Source organism: Amycolatopsis samaneae (assembly GCF_039541975.1).
Taxonomy (GTDB): domain Bacteria; phylum Actinomycetota; class Actinomycetes; order Mycobacteriales; family Pseudonocardiaceae; genus Amycolatopsis; species Amycolatopsis samaneae.
In genome coordinates this window covers 67,501-85,946 of the sequence record NZ_BAABHG010000021.1, presented here as the reverse complement: position 1 = coordinate 85,946, position 18,446 = coordinate 67,501, and the positions used below count along the sequence as shown (strand labels likewise).

At 68.4% G+C, this 18,446-nt stretch carries 14 protein-coding genes, 1 tRNA gene and 3 pseudogenes; 10 read left to right on the top strand and 8 right to left on the bottom strand.

The genetic code is table 11. The features are described from left to right. Positions 1 to 3 precede the first annotated feature (3 nt). Positions 4 to 1,092, bottom strand: coding sequence for a pPIWI_RE_Y domain-containing protein (locus tag ABD987_RS39625; protein ID WP_345406998.1), 1,089 nt, complete (start codon positions 1,090 to 1,092; stop codon positions 4 to 6). 7 nt (positions 1,093 to 1,099) lie between these two features. Next, positions 1,100 to 2,680 carry a PD-(D/E)XK nuclease family protein gene (locus tag ABD987_RS39620; RefSeq protein ID WP_345406995.1) on the bottom strand — a complete coding sequence of 527 codons (1,581 nt, stop codon included), beginning with the start codon at positions 2,678 to 2,680 and terminating at the stop codon, positions 1,100 to 1,102. A 227-nt stretch (positions 2,681 to 2,907) separates the two neighbouring features. Between ABD987_RS39620 and ABD987_RS39615 the strand changes: the two genes are divergently transcribed. Next, positions 2,908 to 4,089 carry a serine/threonine protein kinase gene (locus ABD987_RS39615; RefSeq protein WP_345406992.1) on the top strand — a complete coding sequence of 394 codons (1,182 nt, stop codon included), beginning with the start codon at positions 2,908 to 2,910 and terminating at the stop codon, positions 4,087 to 4,089. A 225-nt stretch (positions 4,090 to 4,314) separates the two neighbouring features. Here ABD987_RS39615 and ABD987_RS39610 read toward each other — a convergent pair. Together ABD987_RS39610 and ABD987_RS39605 are read right to left on the bottom strand one after the other, a co-directional pair. Continuing rightward, a tRNA-Leu gene (locus ABD987_RS39610) sits at positions 4,315 to 4,398 on the bottom strand. Between the two features lie 172 nt (positions 4,399 to 4,570). After that, positions 4,571 to 4,855 carry a hypothetical protein gene (locus ABD987_RS39605; protein ID WP_345406989.1) on the bottom strand — a complete coding sequence of 95 codons (285 nt, stop codon included), beginning with the start codon at positions 4,853 to 4,855 and terminating at the stop codon, positions 4,571 to 4,573. A gap of 53 nt (positions 4,856 to 4,908) precedes the next feature. Here ABD987_RS39605 and ABD987_RS39600 point away from each other — a divergent pair. From ABD987_RS39600 to ABD987_RS44670, 3 genes and pseudogenes are all read left to right on the top strand, one after another. Continuing rightward, positions 4,909 to 5,140, top strand: a pseudogene (locus tag ABD987_RS39600) (low molecular weight phosphatase family protein). A gap of 663 nt (positions 5,141 to 5,803) precedes the next feature. Continuing rightward, a complete protein-coding gene (locus ABD987_RS44675; RefSeq protein WP_378214286.1) occupies positions 5,804 to 5,905 on the top strand; it encodes an ArsR family transcriptional regulator in 102 nt (33 codons plus the stop codon). A gap of 36 nt (positions 5,906 to 5,941) precedes the next feature. Continuing rightward, positions 5,942 to 6,061: pseudogene (locus ABD987_RS44670) on the top strand (methyltransferase domain-containing protein); the annotation flags it as partial. Between the two features lie 139 nt (positions 6,062 to 6,200). Here ABD987_RS44670 and ABD987_RS39590 read toward each other — a convergent pair. The 4 genes from ABD987_RS39590 to ABD987_RS39575 form a co-directional block, all read right to left on the bottom strand. Continuing rightward, positions 6,201 to 6,542 carry a VOC family protein gene (locus ABD987_RS39590; RefSeq protein WP_345406986.1) on the bottom strand — a complete coding sequence of 114 codons (342 nt, stop codon included), beginning with the start codon at positions 6,540 to 6,542 and terminating at the stop codon, positions 6,201 to 6,203. A 67-nt stretch (positions 6,543 to 6,609) separates the two neighbouring features. Then, on the bottom strand, positions 6,610 to 7,479 hold the full coding sequence (locus ABD987_RS39585; protein WP_345406983.1) for a carboxymuconolactone decarboxylase family protein: 870 nt from the start codon (positions 7,477 to 7,479) through the stop codon (positions 6,610 to 6,612). Next, the gene (locus ABD987_RS39580) at positions 7,479 to 8,711 is read right to left on the bottom strand and encodes an RNA polymerase sigma factor (RefSeq protein ID WP_345406980.1); all 1,233 of its coding nucleotides are present in this window, start codon (positions 8,709 to 8,711) and stop codon (positions 7,479 to 7,481) included. Before ABD987_RS39580 ends, ABD987_RS39585 begins: the two co-directional genes overlap by 1 nt. Then, positions 8,708 to 9,082, bottom strand: coding sequence for a YciI family protein (locus ABD987_RS39575; protein WP_345406977.1), 375 nt, complete (start codon positions 9,080 to 9,082; stop codon positions 8,708 to 8,710). Before ABD987_RS39575 ends, ABD987_RS39580 begins: the two co-directional genes overlap by 4 nt. A gap of 478 nt (positions 9,083 to 9,560) precedes the next feature. On the opposite strand from ABD987_RS39575, the gene ABD987_RS39570 reads away from it, so the two are divergent. From ABD987_RS39570 to ABD987_RS39545, 6 genes and pseudogenes are all read left to right on the top strand, one after another. After that, positions 9,561 to 9,830, top strand: a complete 270-nt coding sequence (locus ABD987_RS39570) for a hotdog family protein (RefSeq protein WP_345406974.1) — start codon at positions 9,561 to 9,563, stop codon at positions 9,828 to 9,830. Between the two features lie 112 nt (positions 9,831 to 9,942). Next, positions 9,943 to 10,287 (top strand): annotated as a pseudogene (locus ABD987_RS39565) (ArsR/SmtB family transcription factor); the annotation flags it as partial. 48 nt (positions 10,288 to 10,335) lie between these two features. Next, positions 10,336 to 10,983, top strand: a complete 648-nt coding sequence (locus ABD987_RS39560; RefSeq protein WP_345407156.1) for an SRPBCC family protein — start codon at positions 10,336 to 10,338, stop codon at positions 10,981 to 10,983. After that, a complete protein-coding gene (locus ABD987_RS39555; RefSeq protein WP_345406971.1) occupies positions 10,983 to 11,474 on the top strand; it encodes an SRPBCC family protein in 492 nt (163 codons plus the stop codon). Before ABD987_RS39560 ends, ABD987_RS39555 begins: the two co-directional genes overlap by 1 nt. Positions 11,475 to 13,271: 1,797 nt before the next feature. Then, positions 13,272 to 16,634, top strand: a complete 3,363-nt coding sequence (locus ABD987_RS39550) for an amino acid adenylation domain-containing protein (RefSeq protein ID WP_345406968.1) — start codon at positions 13,272 to 13,274, stop codon at positions 16,632 to 16,634. After that, positions 16,631 to 18,439 carry a non-ribosomal peptide synthetase gene (locus tag ABD987_RS39545; RefSeq protein WP_345406965.1) on the top strand — a complete coding sequence of 603 codons (1,809 nt, stop codon included), beginning with the start codon at positions 16,631 to 16,633 and terminating at the stop codon, positions 18,437 to 18,439. Before ABD987_RS39550 ends, ABD987_RS39545 begins: the two co-directional genes overlap by 4 nt. Positions 18,440 to 18,446 lie beyond the last annotated feature (7 nt).

Sequence of the window (18,446 nt, the reverse complement as noted above, 5' to 3'; positions counted from 1 at the left end):
GCTTTACGCACTCCCACCTCGATCGAATCGCCGTGCGTGTGGCCCACCTTGACGTCGCACGCGCGCGAGCAGTTCAGCATCGGACAGCAGCGGAACGCCGCTGTCCGGCTGGAACTGCTCAAAAGTCGCGATGTAGCCGGGTTCGCCGGCCAGGCGGTGTGCCGGCACCACCCGGAACGCCTGGCGGACCTGCGGCGAGTCGGCGATCGGTAACGCCACGTTCCCCGCCAGGACCGGGCTGCTCCAATCCACGACCTGGACCGCCCACACGACGTTGCCAGGGAAGGTGATCGTCAGGTCGTACGAGCCGTAATCTGCCCACCTAGCCACGTCGACGCCGCACTCCTCCAGGCGAGCGGCGAGGTCGAGCACCACCCGGCCTGGACGTGACACGAACTGGCGGTGCACGCGTGTGAGCTGGAACAGCAGACCCTCGTCGGCGAACCATTCCCGGCCGGTGCCCGCACCTGTGCAGCCGTCGCTTTCACACACCCACGTATCGACATCCAGTGGCACTGTGAGGTGTCCACACACTTCGCAGTCGCGGGCTTCGCCACTCTCGCGCCAGCGGCCACCAACCTCCTTGTAGATCTCGTTCGGAAGACCTTCGAGCGGTCCGAGGTGCCTGTCGAAGGCGATTGACGTGACGGCGTCGTTGTCCAGCACCGGGTTCTCAGCCAGCAGGCGACGGAATGCCTCGTAAGCCTGTGCGTCGCGCCGGTGGCGGCAGAGGTCTGCGGCGTGGTCCGGCATCCCGAGGATCTCGGCCCAAGGATCCGCCACACCGACGGTGAACGCCACCTCGTAGCACAGATTGGTCAGCAGGCCGTGCTCCTCGTCAAGCAGCAGGCTACGCTCGGTGAAAACGCCTCGCGGCAAGTTCAACGGCCAGTCAACCACCGGCCGTTCCTGGCAGAACTCGACCATTCCGGGAACGCTCGCGGGCGGCGTCGTACCCTCCCTGAGTGCCCGGAGCACCCAGCGGTTCAGCACGCGCTGGGCGCTCGCGGGGTAGGGTAGGCGAAAGGCCAGCAGCCCGTCCGCCTGGTCCAGGTCGACTAGTGCGCGCGCGACGTCCCCGACGAAGAGCATGTCCGGGTCATTCCACAACGCGATCGGCCTCCCCCAGGGCGTCCTGCCCGCCGCGCGCGGAGACGTAATCCGTACCGTCGGCACACCACCGGCGCACCGGGCAGTCGAGGCACCCGTCACCGGTCGCAGGCTCGTACCTGGTGTCCCGTAGCAGCGGCGCCAGCATCTCCCCAACTACATCGCGGGCCTCTGCCAAGACCTTGGGCATGTTCGGGTCGAACTCCTCGAACGCGCGATCGTCCACGCGAAGGTGTTCCAGTTCCACTCGCGAGTGCTTCGTGATCTCGCCGGCGGCGCTCGCCGCAAGCAGGACGACACCGACCGCCAACTGCGGAATCCGGCGCAGCAAGGACTGTCCCCGCCACAAGGGCTTCGCCGCAGTCTTGGTTTCCCTCCACATCCACCCGCCGTGCCGCCGGTACAGCAGATCCGGCGTAGCCAGCAGAATTACATCCAAGCGCGAGTCGTACGCCGAAACCAGTTCCTGGACGCGGGGCCGCGCCTCCGGGTCAGCCGTCACCGGGCAGAGACCGGTGTGCTGACGGACCATCCGGGTAGCTGCCTCGGCCATGTCCGTGGGTATCCCGGGGAACTCGAGCGGCTGAACGTCGTCCGGCTCGCACCTCGCCCGGGCAAGCCGATGTCGGTCGTTCAGCCAGGAATCCACTGCTCGCCCGAGGACGATTGGAGGTGACTCAGGCCGGGCCGAGCGGGGCAGGCCGACCTCACGATAGAGGTGGTACCGAGCCGGGCAGGCGGCGTAATTGCGCAGGTCGGTCGCGGAGATGCTGCGGCGGCCCCTCACCGCCATCCGGACGTTCGGCAGCAGGTCATGCGACGGCGCCGACGGGCACCTGTCGATCACCTTGCAGTCGGCGCAGCTGCCACCGGGAACCCTTCGCCTGCCATCGATGATGTCCACGGCCACGCGGAGGACGTCCGTCCCGAAGAGCTCCGGCGTCGCGGCCCGGCTCCAGCGTCCCAGCGGTTCGGCTCGGGCCGAACCCGCCCCGAAAGCAGCCAGCCTTACCTCCTGCGGGTGAACGCGGTCAGCCGGCCTGGGTTGCGCCAACCATGAGGTGCCCCGGCGGAGCCCTTCGACAGGATCGCCGTGCGCTGCCACGTGAGCCGCTGCCGCCAGCTCTGCCGCCGACTTCGGCTTGGGTTCGTCGAAGGACATCAACCACATCTCGCGGATCCGTCCGTCCGCCGAACGGTAACGCCTGCCCCAGCTGGTCCACTCGTACAGATCCACACTGCGGGAGTCGGAGGCCTCCAGCTCCTTTCGCACCACCCAAGTGAACGGCACCGGGACCACCGCCGGGGTATCGGCATCCGAGCGGGCTGCCAGGTAGTTGCGCAGCGCCCCGATCGTCCATTCCGCCAGCGCCGGATGCACCGGTTTGCGGCCACCGGCAAGACCGTAGTCCCGCCGGGCCAGCTCCACGATCACTTCCTCCGGAGATGCCCCGCCGAATTCCAGCCGATCAAGGGCGATCATCAACGGACCAAGGGTGAATGACTCCAGCGGCAGGTCGAACCTGCGCGCGTCCGGACTCCATTGGCGGATCTTTGCCGCCAACGACATCGGACAACCCCATTCGTCCGGGCGGAGGTCGCCCACACCGATTCGGATCGCTCGCGTACCATTGCGGGTCAACGTCGGCTACCCGCCGGTAATAAAGCTCCCACTGACAACCGAAACCACCCCGAAGATCGTTCGACACGCCGACACCATCCTACCGCTGGGCCCGATCAACCATCCACTACAGTTCACCCAGCCCTCCCCGAAGGGTCTAGAACCGAGGAGCAGTGGTGCAGAACGGCGATGTGGTGGAATTCCGCTATAGGGTCGAAGAACTTCTCGGCCGAGGCGGGATGGCCCTCACGTACAAAGCAGTGGAGTTCGACGGAAATCGCGCCGTGGTACTCAAGACACCGTCTTTTGGAACTTTCACACAAGAAGACAAGAAAACCGAAGAAAGGCGGCTCGATCGGTTCAGTCGGGAGGCTCGAATGCTGGCTAGAGTGCACCACGAGAGCATTCCCGATTTCTTCACGCAAGGGCTGCATAACGGTCGTCCTTACATCGCGATGCAATTCATCGACGGCATACACTTGAGGGGCTACCTGCGCCTCAATCGGCCGCGGGTGACCGAAGTCGCTTGCCTGGGGGTTTCGGTGGCCCGGGCACTGCGCGCCACTCACGAAAGCAAGATTCTCCACCGGGATATTAAGCCGGAAAACATCATGCTCACCCACGGCGGCCGGGTCTACGTGATCGACTTCGGAATCGCATTGCCAACCGACGGCGATCCCACCAGGTACACCCGGCTCGGTGTCGGCACCACTGGGTACCGGGCACCGGAACAAATCCTGCGCTCGCGGGACGTCGCGGCCTCCGACCTGTACAGCCTGGGCTGCGTTCTCTACCTGATGTTGAGCGGCCGCGAACCGTTCGACACCAGCGCAGGTATGGACACGGTGGAGGATCAGCACCTCAATGACACCCCGGATCGCCTGACCGGATGCGTACGCGATCTCCCGGCCGAACTCGACGAGCTCGTGCTCGGGCTACTTGAGAAGGACTTCTCCGACCGGCCTACGTGTGACGACGTGATCGACGTTCTGACTCGCCACCTGCCCACTGAGGGAGAACCCGAGCCGAACCCCGGGTTCGACATCGACCTCACGCTGCCTTTCCGTGACCCGGAACGGTCCCGGACGCACAACCGGCGACACCGCTCGAGCCGCGCGCCGAAGCCGAAATTCCGCCGATCCCGCCAGATCAATTACCTGACCCGCGAATCGATCAACGACCGGATCGTCAATGCCGAGCAACAGGCCGTAACCGGAGAGGCTGCAGCAGCTGGCTCAGACATGGAGATACTCCTTGAAGAGACCATTGAGGCATACGGCCGATCACATGAGATGACAGAGACAGTTCGGCAAGCGCTGGCCGATGTAAGGCAGCTCACTGGGCACCCACTGCAGTAACCGCGAATACTGTTATGAGTGGGTTGGCAAAGCACCGTCACGAAATCTTGTCCACACTATGTCTTCGTCAGGCAAGGTCGCCCCTGAAGCCTACCCACCAGGTTCATGTCCCTAAGGCATGAAATTCCCGTGTCCAGAGTGCGAGCTGCACACGACGCACAACGCTCAAGCTGGGCTAATCAGCATGCGCCGCGATGGTGTCGCCGGGGACTTGAACCCCTAGAGTGTCCGAGGGGGGACTTGAACCCCCACGCCCGTTAAGGGCACTAGCACCTCAAGCTAGCGCGTCTGCCATTCCGCCACTCGGACCTGCTGATCAAAGAGTATACGTCGTCCCGAGGCGAGCTTTCAGGGGGGGGTGCCGGTCAGCGGCTCCGAGAGCGGAGGGACGCGTCGCGCGGGGGCTTCGATAGCAGGAGGACCCCATCGTCCTTACTCTGTGTTATCGGCCGCGGGCAACTCGGGCGCACTTCACGGCAGCCTATCCATGGCGGATTCCGCTGATGATTGCCGTGAGTAGCTCTAAGGTCGCCGCCCTGACCCGCGAGTTCGTCGGATTCCGGGGCAGAGATTGGCGGTCGCGCGGGCGCATCCGGGCGGGGACGGAGGCCGTGGCGAGCAGGGCGGGAAACGCCCGCACTGCGCGGGCCGTCTCAAGCTTGCGCGCGGCCGCGTAGCACTGACGGGCGTGGTCGACGTAGCGTTCGGCCACGCCCGCCGCGAACGCCACGCCGAAGTCGAACGCCTCGGCCGACGGGACCGGCACGTCTCCCCCGCACTCCGGCGCCGCTTCACCACCGTGGAGGTCCCGCAGCAGGAGTGTCCCCGGAAGTGCTGCTCGTCTGCGCCCACAACGCCGGACGCTCCCAGACGGCCGCCGACGTCGTGATCACCATGGGCTGTGGCGACGGCCTTCCCCGGCAAACGCTACCTCGACTGGCAGCTTGAGGACCCCGCCGGAGAGGGCATCGCCGCCGTCCGCCCGATCCGGGACGAGATCGATCGTCGCGTCCAGGCCCTGCTCCCCGAACTCGTCCCGATGTGGACCTGACATCGTTCTCGGCGACCGGCAAGAACCAGATCGTCGTCAAGTACATCTACCGCCATCTGCTGGACTGAAATGCCAAGGAAAACTACGTAGATCCAGCAAAAAAAGAGGCTTCCAGTTACCTTCGGCAACTTCCGTTCTATGGAGTCCGGCGCGCCTTGATCCCGGCAACTTGCCCCACTAGCGCCTTGACCAGCATAAACACTCGATCGACACGGAGCTGACGCGCTCGGGGCTCGCCGCTGTCAACACTGGTGTTGTCAAATGCGCGTACTGGGGGCCGGATACGCTACTCACGAGGCCTTGAGGAGCCACTGCGGCGCAACCCGCCGAGCGGGCTCCAACCAGCCGGACGCGGCTGGACGACCGGACGAACGATCCCGGATTCGGGAGGACTCGCATGGCCGAACGGCCAGGTGCCGGCTGCGCGTGCACCCGGATACGTCGTCGGGCGAGGAGTGCGGTAGCAGCAACTACCGCACTCCTGATCGCCGCAACGGCGTTCGTGCACGAGCTGACCGCGCTCCTGCACTAGGTTCCCGCTGGAACCACGCGAGGGGGCTGGGCCGTCCGGCCCGGCTCCCTCGCCGTGCACGGCTTCCGTTCGAGGATGGGAGGCCGCGGATCGAACAGCGCATGCGCGCCTGCAGTATCGCACCCTGACCAGTGCAGGTCACGGTCGGGCAATCCACCGTGTCGGCGCACCTGAAGATCCTGACCGAAGCGAGATTCGTGCTTACCGACGTGGCCTGCGAGGCCGCCTCATGACCGACCACCAGCAGCAGCGGGACGCCGTACGCCACCGCCGCCCGATCCAACGCCGAATTCCACAAAGGAACCATCGAGAACATCCCGCTCCCGGACCACTCGATCGACGTGGTGATCTCCAACTGCGTCATCGCCCTCTCGCCCGACAAACCCGCCGGGTTGGTCGGTATCGACATCCAGGTCACCCACCCGTCGGCGACAAACTCCACTCCGCAATCATCCGTGCTACCACGCTCACCTACGCACAGCGTCGTGCCGGGCACGAGCTGGCCTGGGCTCACGCCCGGTCGTCGGCTCAGCTCCGTGTCGCGGGTTCGAACAGGCTGAACGGGGTTCCCTGGTCGTCGTGGCAGTGCGCGATCCGGCCGACGCCCGGGACCGCTTCGACCTCCTCGCCGCGGCCGCCGAGTTCGTGCAGACGTTTGACCGAGGCGTCGAGGTCCTCGGTGCCGAAGTAGACCCGCGGGTGAGTGAAACCCACGCTCGCCGGGGCGATCGCGCCGGCTGGGCCGTGGTCGATCACGTGGTAGTTCCCGCCGAACTCGGCGCTGCCCCAGCCGAACAACCCGCCGTAGAAGGCGCGGGCCTTGGCGGTGTCGGCGGCGGGGATCTCGATCCAGTCGATCTGTCCGGGCATGATCAGTCCTCTCGGTGGTCAACTTGCTGTCGCCTCGAGGACGAACGCCGCGACGGCTTCTCGACAGTTATTCCCCGATTGCTCGGAGTCCGGCGTCGTAGCTGGCCAAGGCCGCACCGACCGCCGCGGCGGCGGTCACTTCGAAGATCGCGTCCTCGCTGTAGCCGGCCGCGGTGAGCTCGTCGATGTCGGCGTCGGTGATCTTGTAGGACGCGTCGCGGACGGTGGTGGCATAGGCCTGCAGCGGCTGCGGCAGTTCGTCGGCGAGCAGGGCGGCAGAGCGGATCGCCTGGCCGGTCGCGCCCGGTGTGTGCAGGACGGAGTGGCGCAGGTTCTGCGCGACCTCGCCGAGATCGGTGTAGTGGCCTTCGGCGACCAGGAAGCCGGGGAAGCGGTAGCCGAACCGATGCAGTGACCGGGTTCCCGTCTCCAGTTGACCCTCGCGCAGCACAAAACCGAAGGCGTTGGCCAGGCGGTTGACGACGTTCCACACGAGATTTACCCGCAGCGCTTCAACGACCGCCTGCCGGGGCACGCCGGCCACCCCGGCCGCGTCGGCGCGGTCGGGGTCTTGGCTGACGGTCTCCAGGAACGCGCGGACGGCCTCGAGTTCGGGGCGTGCGGAGCGGGGGTCGTCCGGGTCGATCTCGCCGGTGGCGGCGATCCGGACGAGTTCGGCGTGGGTGACGGCGCAGAACGGGCACTCGTGCAGCTTCGCGGTGGACATGGCGAGGTACTCGCGTTCGCCGGCCGTCCAGTACGACGGGCCGCGCATCGCGTCAGCGGTCAAGGCCAACAGGGGACGCGCGAAGAGCCCGGGCCGGTACAGCAGCAGCTTCACGATGTCGGGGCTGGCCACACCCGACTTCCTGGACGTCAGCGCGAAGAACGCCTTGGCACGGCGGCGGTGGCCGTGATCGAGGATGGACAGTCTCATCAGGACTCCACGGGGTCGAGGGCGCGCAACCGGCCGGCGAGGTAGCGCCGGTCGGCGGGCTTGGCGGCAAGGTCGTAGGCACGCCGGTACGCGGACGCCGCCTCGGCAGTCCGGCCGAGGCGGCGCAGGAGGTCAGCTCGCGCGGCGTGCAGCAGGTGGTAGCGGTCGAGGCCGTCGATCCGGTCGATCAGCACCAGCCCGTCGGCCGGGGTGGTGGCCATGGCGACGGCGACGGCGTGGTTCAACGCGACCACCGGAGACGGGGCCAGCTCCAGCAGCTGGCGGTAGAGACCGGCGATGCCCGCCCAGTCCGTCAACTCGGCGGCCGGGGCTTGGACGTGCAGCACCGCGATGGCGGCCTGCAGCTGGTACGGCCCTGGCACGCCGAGCCGCAGTGCCCGGTCCAGCAGCCCGACCGCTTCGGTGATCGCGGTCTGGTCCCACCGCGACCGGTCCTGGTCCTGCAGCAGGACGACGTCACCGTCTGCGTCGTAGCGCGCCGCGGCCCGGGAGTCCTGCAGGAGCAGCAGCGCGGCCAGGCCGAGCGCCTCGGCCTCGTCGGGCATGAGGGCGGCGACGAGCTTGGCCAGCCGGATCGCTTCCTGCTGCAGCTCGCGGAACTCCGGCTGGTCGCCGTCGGCGATGTAGCCCTGGGTGAAGATCAGGTAGATCACCGCGAGGACGCCGGACAGCCGCTCGGGCAGCAGGTGGTCGGCGGGGACGTCCAGGCTGATCCGGGCGTCCCGGATCTTGCGCTTCGCCCGGACCAGGCGCTGGGCCAGCGCGGGTTCGGTGACCAGGAAGGTGCGGGCGATCTGCCCGGCGGTCATCCCGGCCACGGCCTGCAGTGTCAGGGCGACACGGGATTCCTCGGCCAGGGCGGGGTGGCAGCAGGTGAAGATGAGGCTGAGCCGCTCGTCGCCGACACCGAGCAGACGCTCGTCGCCGAGGTCCATGGTCGTCACCTCCGTCGGTGGCCGGAGTTCGACGAGCTTCTCCTGGCCCCGGCGGGCCCGGCGGAGCCGATCGATCGCGCTGTTGCGGGCCGCGGTCAGCAGCCAGGCGACGGGGTCATCCGGGGTGGTGTCCGCCCACTTGCGCAACGCGAGCGCGCAGGCCTCGTGCAGCGCGTCTTCGGCGAGTTCGAAGTCGCCCAGGGCACGAACCAGCGCGGCGAGCATCCGGGACCGGTGCTCGCGGTAGGTCTCCCGCAGAACCGGTGCGGCGGTCATACGCCGCTGGGGGCCCGGTGGTCGAGGCCCGGGACTCCGGCGATCGGGCGGACCTCGATGGTGCCGTTCGCGGCCATCGGGCACAGCGCGGCCAGTTCGAGCGCTTCGTCGAGCGTCGCGCAGTCCAGAACGTAGGCGCCGCCCAGGTGCTCGTGGGTCTCGGGAAACGGCCCGTCGGTGATCAGCGTCTTGCCTTCACGCACGGCCACCGTGGTCGCGGTGTGCTCGCCCTGCAGCGGGAGCCCGGCGACGAAGGCGCCCCGCCGGCGGCATTCGTCGGCAAAGGCATTCACGGCGGCCAGGGACTCGGGGAACCGCGGGTCGCCGGGTCCGGGGCGGTCGCAGTTGTAGATCAGCAGCATGTACTGCATGTGTCCTCCAGTTCGGGCTGCGAGATTCCGTCGAAGAGGATGACGAACAGACTGACCGTAACTCGACAGGCGGTCTCAAGCTTCCCGGAACTCATTCGGCTGGCGCTCGCCGCGGCGGCGGGCGCGATCGAGGACCCGGCCCGATCGCCAGCACGGTGGGTCCACTGCAGCTGTGGCGGGTTGCATGGGGCACTCGCTTCCTCGACGACCTGCCCTTCGCGAGTCGAAGCGGCGGACCTGTCGCACTTCAGGCATGCGCCGCAACAGCCACGCCTGATGCAAACCCGGGCGACTTCGTTCGTGTGGACCGCCAACGGCCAGTGATCGCTGACGGTTTGCCCGGCTCGACCGTCCCGCACGCACCTGCGGTCGAAGCCGGACACGACCGGCGCCGCGCCCGGGTGGGGGATGCTCCCCCACCCGGGCAGAGAACGCGCGGGGACCGGGAAACGCGAGCCGGGAGAAATACCGTATGCCCATGTGGCGCAGCGACTACCGGCTCCGGCCCACCGAAATCGACGGGCTCGGCCATCTCACCGCGACCTCGTATTTCGGCTTGCTGGCGGAAACGCGGGCCGTGTGGCTGCTCAAAAGCCTCGGCACGAGCTCCCCGTCTTGTGTCCTTCGGACCCAGCACATCGAGTACCTGCACGAAATCACCCGCGCCGCTCGCCCGATCACCGACCACGAACGCGCCGCCCTGGCACCCTTCATTCCACCGAATTTCCGACCCGGGCCTCGCGCCTGATGGAACAACACCGGATGTGTCGGTCTCGTTCGATACCAGTATCGATGGGGCGTACCGGATGCCGAAGTACCAGTAGTGGCTTATATAAGTCAGGTTTGGTATGTTCTGGTTCGTGCACGCGTTCGACATGCTCGGCGACCCGGTGCGTCGGCGGATTCTGGAGCTGCTCGCCGACGGTGAGCAGACCTCCGGGGCGATCACGGACGTGATCCGGGCCGAGTTCGCGCTGTCCCAGCCGGCCGTCTCCCAGCATCTTCGCGTTCTGCGTGAGAACGGGTTCGCGTCGGTCCGGGCTGAGGGTGCTCGCCGGTTCTATGCCGTCGACCCGAAGCCGCTCAGCGAGGTTGACGTGTGGTTGGACCGGTTTCGCGGGTTCTGGGATCAGCGGCTCGATGCCCTGGGCACCGAGCTGGCCCGAAGCAGGCGCACATCCCGGCCCCGGGCTGCCCAGCCCGGGACGACACCGACGTCGGCCAGGCCGGTCCGCGAACGAAAGGAACATGACATGAAGGACGTACTGGACGAACTGGCCGCTGCGCGCCGGACGATGGGAACAGCGACCTTACCCGCCGGCGACGCTTACACGATGGAGTTGCGACGTCGCTACGACGCGCCGGTCGACGACGTGTGGAACGCCATCACCGACCCCGAGCGGCTGGGCCGTTGGTTGAAGTCGGTCACCGGGGACCTGCGGCTGGGCGGGTCGTTCGAGTTGGACGGCGGTGAGCACGGGGAGATCCTCCGGTGTGACCCGCCGCGGCTGCTGCGGGTGTCCTGGCTCTTCGGACCGGAAGCCGACGAGTGGCCGGGTACGAGCGAGGTCGAGGTGCGGCTGTCCCCCGGCCCCGCCGGGGACACCGAGCTTGAACTGGTCCATGCGGCGGCCGTCGGGGAGCCCATGTTCCCGACCTACGGCCCCGGTGCCGGCGGTGTGGGCTGGGACCTGCACCTCCTCGCCCTGGCCCGGTTCCTGTCCGACGGTCAGACCCTCGACCACGAGGAGTTCCGGAGCTCGCCCGAGGGGCGCGAGTTCGCGCGGCGCAGCGCCGCGGCATGGGGCGAAGCTCACCTGGCCGCCGGCGGCGATCCGGATCACGTGGCGGCCGCGGTCGAGGCCACAACCGCGTTCTACGCCCCCGGAGGGAACGCTTGATGAAGTACACCACCTCGATCGAGATCTCCCTGCCGCGGGAGAAGGTGCTCCAGATGCTCGCCGACCCGGCGCACCTGCCGAAGTGGCTGCGGGGCTTGGTGCTGCACGAGCCGGTGAACGGCGTGCACGGCCAGCTCGGCACCACCTCGCGAGTCGTGTTTCAAACAGGGAAGCAGAGGATGGAGGCCACCGAGACCATCACGCGACTGGAACCTGAAGACCTGCACGCCATCCCCAGTTCGGTCGTCGTGCACTACGACCGCGAGATCGTCGGCGAAGGCATGTGGCAGGCGCAGCGCGACCGGCTCATCGACGCCGGTCCGGACACCACGCTGTGGGAGAGTGAAAGCGAGTTCCGGTTCGACGGATTGCTGATGCGACTGGTGGGACTCGTGATGCCTGGCTCTTTCCGCAAACAGTCGCGGCAGCACATGGAGGACTTCAAGGCGTTCGCCGAGCACGGGACCGACGTCCGCCAGGGCACGAACTGATCCCCGCAACCGGGGCCAACACGAACCGGGGCCTCGACCCGCACAACCTCACCGATTCGGTCTACGTCTTCTGCGAGCCCACGGCGTGACATGACTGCGAAGGACGCTGACGGCCTGGCTTCCGCACAGGACACCCAGCACAGGTCGTCACCGACAGAAGGCCATTCCAAGAGGGGTGTTTCTGCTGTTTCGAGTCCCCGCGCAACGCACTCTTCTACCGCCGAGCGGACGTTTCTCAGCGCTGCGCGGTCCGCAACGGGGAGAGCCGAGCGTGTTCGGACCGCTGTCGGCCGAGGTGTACACGCCCATGCAGACGCGGTTGGCCGAGCAGGGTCACGGTCGGCGTCTGGTCACGCTGTATGGAGTGCGAGCCGCCGATCGGGCGAGGTTGATCGACCCGACCGGCCGGTTCTTCACCACTTTGGACGACTTCCGCGACAACATCTCAGATGTACGACCGTTGCACGCGCCAAAAGCGCGCCGCCCGACGGCCAGAATCCAGGTATCCGGAACTCCTCACCCTACCGGTCGCCCGATAGGGAGCGTCCCGCTGCCGGACCACAACCGACAGGCCGTCGAGTCTTCCGTGCCGCACGTCCGCATAGCTCAGTTGGGTTCCGGAAGCATTGCCGCGGCCGAAGGGGAAAGAGGGGCAGCGCGTTGTCGTCCGCCCGAGTATCCCGGGCGCCCGTCGCCCATCTCCGGGTTCGGAGCCTCCATCTCGGCCAGCGCCTAACCTGGCGCCCCTATATCGCTCACCGCAGGAACGACTGAACGGCAGCGGGGCGATGTTCGGCGGCTCGTGTGCCACGCGCCGGAATGTCTTTCCCTGCTGGACGGCCGAAGTGTTCGGTCCGGCCATCCCTTCACGAGCAGCCAGGTCTCGCGGGATCAACAGAGATCGGCCGACAAGAGTATTGTTCTTGCCTGCTTCGTCCCCTATCGCTTCCGCATCGAGTGCCCGACGCGGCCACGAATGTCGCCGATGTGGCACGTCGCCACCGGACACCCGGTGCCGACCGGGCCACAAAGTTCATTGAAACCCCTTACATCGCAGCGCTGACCACCCCATCGCCATGGCTGACGCAGGAGCCGTCGCATCCCTGGCGCGGTCCGCGACGCAGGCGTGCCGGCAGTGGCACACGACGGCAGGCCCGGCCCAGTCAGAAGACGATCGTCGGCCGCCAGGCCGCGGTGGTCAAGGTCGACTACCAGCCGCAATACCCACGAGTTCGAGAAAAATGATCTTGAAAGGTGGTCGAAATATTAAGAAAGGCTTGACAACTTCATTCCGGAAGGTATCGTCGACGAGGTGGGGGTAAGCCAGAGTGCAGGCAGTAGCCCATAGGGGGCCAAATCCGCAACTGCCCGCACGTCACCATGAGTAAGTTCTGGCCGAGCGACACTTTCTGCACCAAATTCTTTCAATTCGGAAATGTCGTCAGCTTCCCCTACAATTTCAACAACTACATGTATCGCGAACATAATTTGCAATTATTCACCCAGTCCCTTGTGGTGCCGTGTTCTGCTGGCTCGGCCAGGTGCCGACGAGCGCGCCCAGCCGTCAGCACCGGGAAACCAGGATGTTTCCGGCAGATTCGTCCGCCGGTCGACTCGGCACCGAGACGTTGACGCTGCCCGGCAGCGGGAGCCGGGCACTCTGCTCCGCGGAACGCCTCGTTCCACGCACACTCGGAGAAGCGAACCCCATCGGATCGGCGCGGAACCGAACCGCCGCCGGCCTGGCCCGTCGTGACGACATCGGGCAGCTGTTGCCCGTCTGACAAGGGGTGTGGCATGACAACGACACAGGTATCCGGTACCACACTCGACGCGGGCGGCGCGCTGCCGCCGCTGACCATCGACGACGGCCAGCGCGCGCTGGCCGTCCGGTACGCCCTGCGGCGCACGGCGCGCTACCCTCTCGGTGAACCGGTGATCACGGCGGTGGAGCGGTTCGCGGCCACCACGCCCGAGCGCGTCGCGGTGTGCGACGAGCGCGAGACCATCGGCTACGCCGAGCTCGCCGCGCGCGCGAGGCGGATCGCCGGCCACCTCGAGCGCTCCGGCGTTCGGCACGGTGACGTCGTCGCAGTGGGCGGCGAACGCGGCGCGGACGTGATCGCCGCCTTCCTCGCGAGCGAGCTGCTCGGCGCCGTCTACCTGCCGGTCGATCACGGCTGGCCGGCTCTGCGGGTGCGCGAGGTGCTCGTCGACAGCGGTGCGGCGGCGCTGCTGGTGGCGGGTCCGGCCACTGAGGGGCTTGTCTCCGGCGCGAGCGCCGCGGGCCGCCCGCTGCTCGCCCCGCCCGCCGGCGACACCGCCCGCTTCACCGGTCGGCCCCGGCTGACCGGCGTCGACCAGGTCCGGTACGTGCTCTACACCTCCGGTTCCACCGGGAAGCCCAAGGGGGCGCTCGTGGAGCACCAGGGGATGCTGAATCATCTGTGGGCGAAGGTGGACGACCTCGAACTCGGCGAACGGGACCGTCTCGCGCAGACCGCGCCGCTGGTCTTCGACATCTCCGTCTGGCAGATGCTGGCGCCGCTGCTGGTCGGCGCCGAGGTGCACGTGCTCGGCGACGACCGGGCGCACGACGCGGGACGCCTGCTCGAGGCCGTGTCCCAACGAGAAATCACCGTGCTGGAGACGGTGCCGACGCTGATCCGGCTCATGCTGGACGAACTAGCCGAGGCACCGCCCGGCGCACTGGACACGCTGCGCTGGCTGATCGCCACCGGCGAGGAGCTGCCACCGGCGGTCGCGGCCAGGTGGCTACGCACCCGCGGCGACACCGCGTTGCTCAACGCCTACGGGCCCACCGAGTGCTCGGACGACGTCACGCACTACCGAGTCGCCCCGCCCGCGCCCGGCACGCACCACCTGCCCATCGGCGGGCCGATCGGCAACGTCTCGCTGTACGTGCTGCGCCAGGACGAGCAGACCGGCCACTGGCTGGCGTGCGCTCCCGGTGAGCCGGGCGAGCTGTACGTCGGCGGCGTGGCGGTCGGCCGGGGGTACCTCGGCGACCCGGAGCGCACCAGGGACAGCTACTTCACCGATCCGTTCGAGCCGGCAGGGACGGGCAGGCTCTACCGGACGGGAGACGCGGTCCGGCTGCTGCCCGACACCGGCGTGCTGGAGTATCTGGGGCGGGTGGACCGGCAGGTGAAGGTCGCCGGTGTGCGGATGGAGCTGCCGGAGATCGAGGCCGTGCTGCGCCAGCACCCCGCGGTCGCCGCCTGTACCGTGATCGCGCGGAAACCGGACGCGGCCGCGCTGGTGGCCAGGAAGACGGCGCTGGCGCCGGCGGACGCGGGCCCGGCCCGGCTGGTCGCCTACCTCACCTCGACCACGGCAGCCCGCCCGGACGAGCTGCGTGAGTTCCTCGCCGCCCGGCTTCCGCTGCCGATGGTCCCGGCGGTGTTCGTCGAGCTGCCCGAACTTCCCCTCACCCGGAACGGCAAGATCGACTACCAGGCGTTGCCCGCGCCGGAGGACCGGCCCGAGGACACGTCCGGACCCGGCGCGACGCCCGAGGATCCGACCGAGCGGCAGGTGGCTGACGTGCTGGCCGGCCTCCTGGGCGTACACCGGGTCGGCCGCGACGACTCCTTCACCGAGCTGGGCGGCGACTCGCTGCTGGCCATGCGGGCGGTCGCGCTGCTGCGGTCGCGCGGCTTCGCGGTGTCACTGCGGGACATGCTGCTGGCCGGCAGTCCCCGCGCGCTGGCCACACTGGCCAGTCCGTCCACATCGGATGGTCAGCTCGCCGTCGAGGACGCCGCCGGGCCGGCGGCATCCTCCCGGACCCGGCCGCTGACTCCGCAGCAGGCCGGGCTCTACTTCCACTGGCGCCTGGAACCGGACAACCCCTACTACCACTACCAGGGAACGCTTTCCCTGGCCGGTCCGCTGGATCGGGCCCGGCTGACCGCCGCCTGGGACGCGTTGCTGACGGAGAACCCGGCACTGCTCGCCCGGTTCCTGCGCCGGGACGACGAACTGTTGCATGAGTATCCACAGTGGAGCGTTCCGCTGCCGGAGTTCGAGGATCTCTCCGCCCTTCCACCGGCAGAGCGCGACCGGCGGTACCACGATGAGGCGTCGGCCGAGGCGACCAGGGCGTTCGACCTGGAGAACGAACCCGTCTTCCGGGTACGGGCCTTCACGCTGGACGAGCGGGAGCACCGGATCCTGGTGACCACCCACGAGGTGATGCTGGACGGGTGGGGCGCCACCGTGCTGTTCCGCCGGCTGGCCGAGTTGTACGGACAGCCGGAGCCGACGGCCGATGGCGCGCGGTGCCTACGCTACGACCGGTATCTGGACTGGCAGCAGGCACGGTTGGCCGAGCCCGCGACCGCCGAGGCCGGGGAGTTCTGGCGCCGGGAGCTGGCCGGGAATCTCCCTGTGCTCGGCCTGGAGGACCTGCCGCGGCCACGGCGGCGCTCTTACCGCGCCGGGCTGGTCGAGCGGGTGCTCGACGCCGGCGTGGTGACGCGGATGCGCGCGCTCGGCGCGCGCGACGGCCGCACGCCGTTCATGTACCTGCTCACCGCGTACGCGCTGGCGCTCGGCTACTACGGGGACACGGACGAGGTGGTGATCGGCGCGCCGATCGCGAACCGGGAACGGCCCGAACAGGCCGACGTCGCCTCGTTCCTGCTGAACATGCTGCCGTTCCGGATCCGCCTCGATCCGGCCGCCACCGTCGGCGAGTTGCTCGAGCGCACCAGCGACCAGATCGTCGCGGGGATCTCGGCGGCGCACTACCCGTTCGGCTGGATGGGCCGCGACCTGCCCTCGACGTCGGGAAACACACCGGTGTTCCAAACCATGCTGAACATGATCACCTACCCCGCGCAGCAGGTCACCGGCGGCGACGTGACATTCACCTTCACCGAGTTGGACACCGGATACGCGAAGTACGACTGTGAGCTGTACGTGCAGCGCCACGGCGCGAACGAACTGCTCGCCCAGTTCCCGTACCAGACCGACATCATCAGCGAGCAGACCGCGAACCGGGTGCTGGAGAGCACCGCGCTCGCACTGGACGCCGTCGTGTTCGCACCGGGGACACCGATCGTCGAACTCGATCTGCTCGGCGTCGCCGACCATGCCCTGCTCCGCCGTTTCGCGGGAGGAAACCGATCATGACGCGCACGGGCATCGAGCCGCTCCCCGGCCGGACGCCACCCACCGACCCCCGGGCCGCGCTGGCCACGCTGTTCGCCCACCAGGTGACCGCCGGCCCGGAGCGGATCGCGGTACGCCAGAACGGTTACGGGGTCAGCTACGCGCGGCTGGACCGGTGGAGCGACGGGATCGCCGGCCTGCTGACCGCGCACGGTGTCGGCACCGGCGACCTCGTCGCGCTCGCCGCGGCGCAGGGACCGTCCACTGTGGCCGCCGTACTCGCCCTGATCAAGATCGGCGCGGGCTACGTCGCGCTCGGCCCGGACGTCCCGGCGCACCGGCAGCGGCTGATCGTGGCCCAGAACGGCCCCGTGGCCGTGCTGGCCCAGCGGGCGCTCGACCCCGGGGCGGAGGTCACCGCGGCGCCGCGGGTGTGGCTGGACGACGAACCGGAGCCAGCCGCCCCACAGCCCCGGACTCCTCGCGACACCGACCTGGACACACTGGTGTTCCAGGTGGTGCACACCTCGGGCACCACGGGCACGCCGAAGGGTGTGCGGATCGGCTATGGCGCCGTGCTCAACCGGCTGCGCTGGATGTGGAACGCCCACCCGTTCCCCGACGGGTCGGTCGTCGGACTGCACAAGCCACCAGGACTGGTCGCGTCGGCGTGGGAGATGCTGGGCGGTCTGCTGCGGGGAATCCCCACCGAGGCGTTCACCCACGAGGAGGTGCGCGACCCCGAGTTGTCTGTGGACCGGGTGCTCACCGCGGGGGTCACGCACCTGTTCCTCACCCCACCACTGGTCGACGGCCTGCTGTCCGAACTGGACCGGCGCGGCCGGTGTACCCACCGGCTGCGGCTGGTCACCAGCGGCGCGGACATGCTGCCGGCCCAGGTCGCGCACCGGTTCCACACGCTGCTGCCGGACACGAAACTGCTCAACCTGTACGGGATGAGCGAGACCGCGTCGAACGTCGCGGCCTTCGACACCGTGGCCCTGTCCCCGGACGCGGTCACGGTGCCGGTCGGCTCGCCGGTCGCCGGCGCGGTGATCGAGATCAGGGACCGGCACCACCGGCCGCTGCCACCCGGGATGCGAGGCGAGATCTGGGTTTCCGGGCCGCCACTGGCCCTCGGCTATGCCGGCGACGAGCAACTGACCGCGGAACGGTTCGTCGCCGATCGGGAGGGCACGGTCTGGTACCGCACCGGCGACGTGGGCCGGTGGCTGCCCGGCGGTGCGCTGGAAATCGTCGGCCGGGCCGACAACCAGGTGAAGATCCGCGGCTACCGGGTCGAACTGGAGGAGATCGAAGCCGTTCTGCGGACCGTGCCCGGCGTGACCGGGGCCGGCGTGTTCGCCGAGTCACGCGGCGACGCACAGGAACTCGTCGCCTGCGTGACCGCTCCCGAGTCAGTGGACTCCGCAACGGTACGGGAGCACCTACGCGGGCAGCTTCCCGACTACATGGTGCCCGGCCACGTGCTCCGGGTACCGGCAATCCCCCTGTCCGGCAACGGAAAGCTCGACCGGCGCGCGCTGGCCGTCGCGGCCTCGGCCGCCGCGGCGGCCGAGGCCGCCCACGACACCTACCGGCCCACTGACGAGGTCGAGGCCGCGATCGTGTCGATCTGGACGGAACTGCTGGGCCGTCCACCGGCCGACGACCAGCAGCGTTTCCACGACGCAGGCGGCCATTCACTGCTCGCGGTGCAACTGGCCAACCAACTCGAGAAGACGTTCCACCAGCACTTCGCGCTGCGCGACGTACTGGCGGCGCAATGCGTCCAGGCGATCGCCGCGCTGGTTCGGCAGGACTGACCAAGGG

Coding starts and splice junctions, on each gene's coding strand:
- ABD987_RS39555 (WP_345406971.1), top strand. CDS start 10,983: ATGAAGTACACCACCTCGATCGAGATCTCCCTGCCGCGGGAGAAGGTG.
- ABD987_RS39560 (WP_345407156.1), top strand. CDS start 10,336: ATGAAGGACGTACTGGACGAACTGGCCGCTGCGCGCCGGACGATGGGA.
- ABD987_RS39620 (WP_345406995.1), bottom strand. CDS start 2,680: ATGTCGTTGGCGGCAAAGATCCGCCAATGGAGTCCGGACGCGCGCAGG.
- ABD987_RS39625 (WP_345406998.1), bottom strand. CDS start 1,092: ATGCTCTTCGTCGGGGACGTCGCGCGCGCACTAGTCGACCTGGACCAG.
- ABD987_RS39585 (WP_345406983.1), bottom strand. CDS start 7,479: ATGAGACTGTCCATCCTCGATCACGGCCACCGCCGCCGTGCCAAGGCG.
- ABD987_RS39590 (WP_345406986.1), bottom strand. CDS start 6,542: ATGCCCGGACAGATCGACTGGATCGAGATCCCCGCCGCCGACACCGCC.
- ABD987_RS39545 (WP_345406965.1), top strand. CDS start 16,631: ATGACGCGCACGGGCATCGAGCCGCTCCCCGGCCGGACGCCACCCACC.
- ABD987_RS39575 (WP_345406977.1), bottom strand. CDS start 9,082: ATGCAGTACATGCTGCTGATCTACAACTGCGACCGCCCCGGACCCGGC.
- ABD987_RS39580 (WP_345406980.1), bottom strand. CDS start 8,711: ATGACCGCCGCACCGGTTCTGCGGGAGACCTACCGCGAGCACCGGTCC.
- ABD987_RS39570 (WP_345406974.1), top strand. CDS start 9,561: ATGTGGCGCAGCGACTACCGGCTCCGGCCCACCGAAATCGACGGGCTC.
- ABD987_RS39550 (WP_345406968.1), top strand. CDS start 13,272: ATGACAACGACACAGGTATCCGGTACCACACTCGACGCGGGCGGCGCG.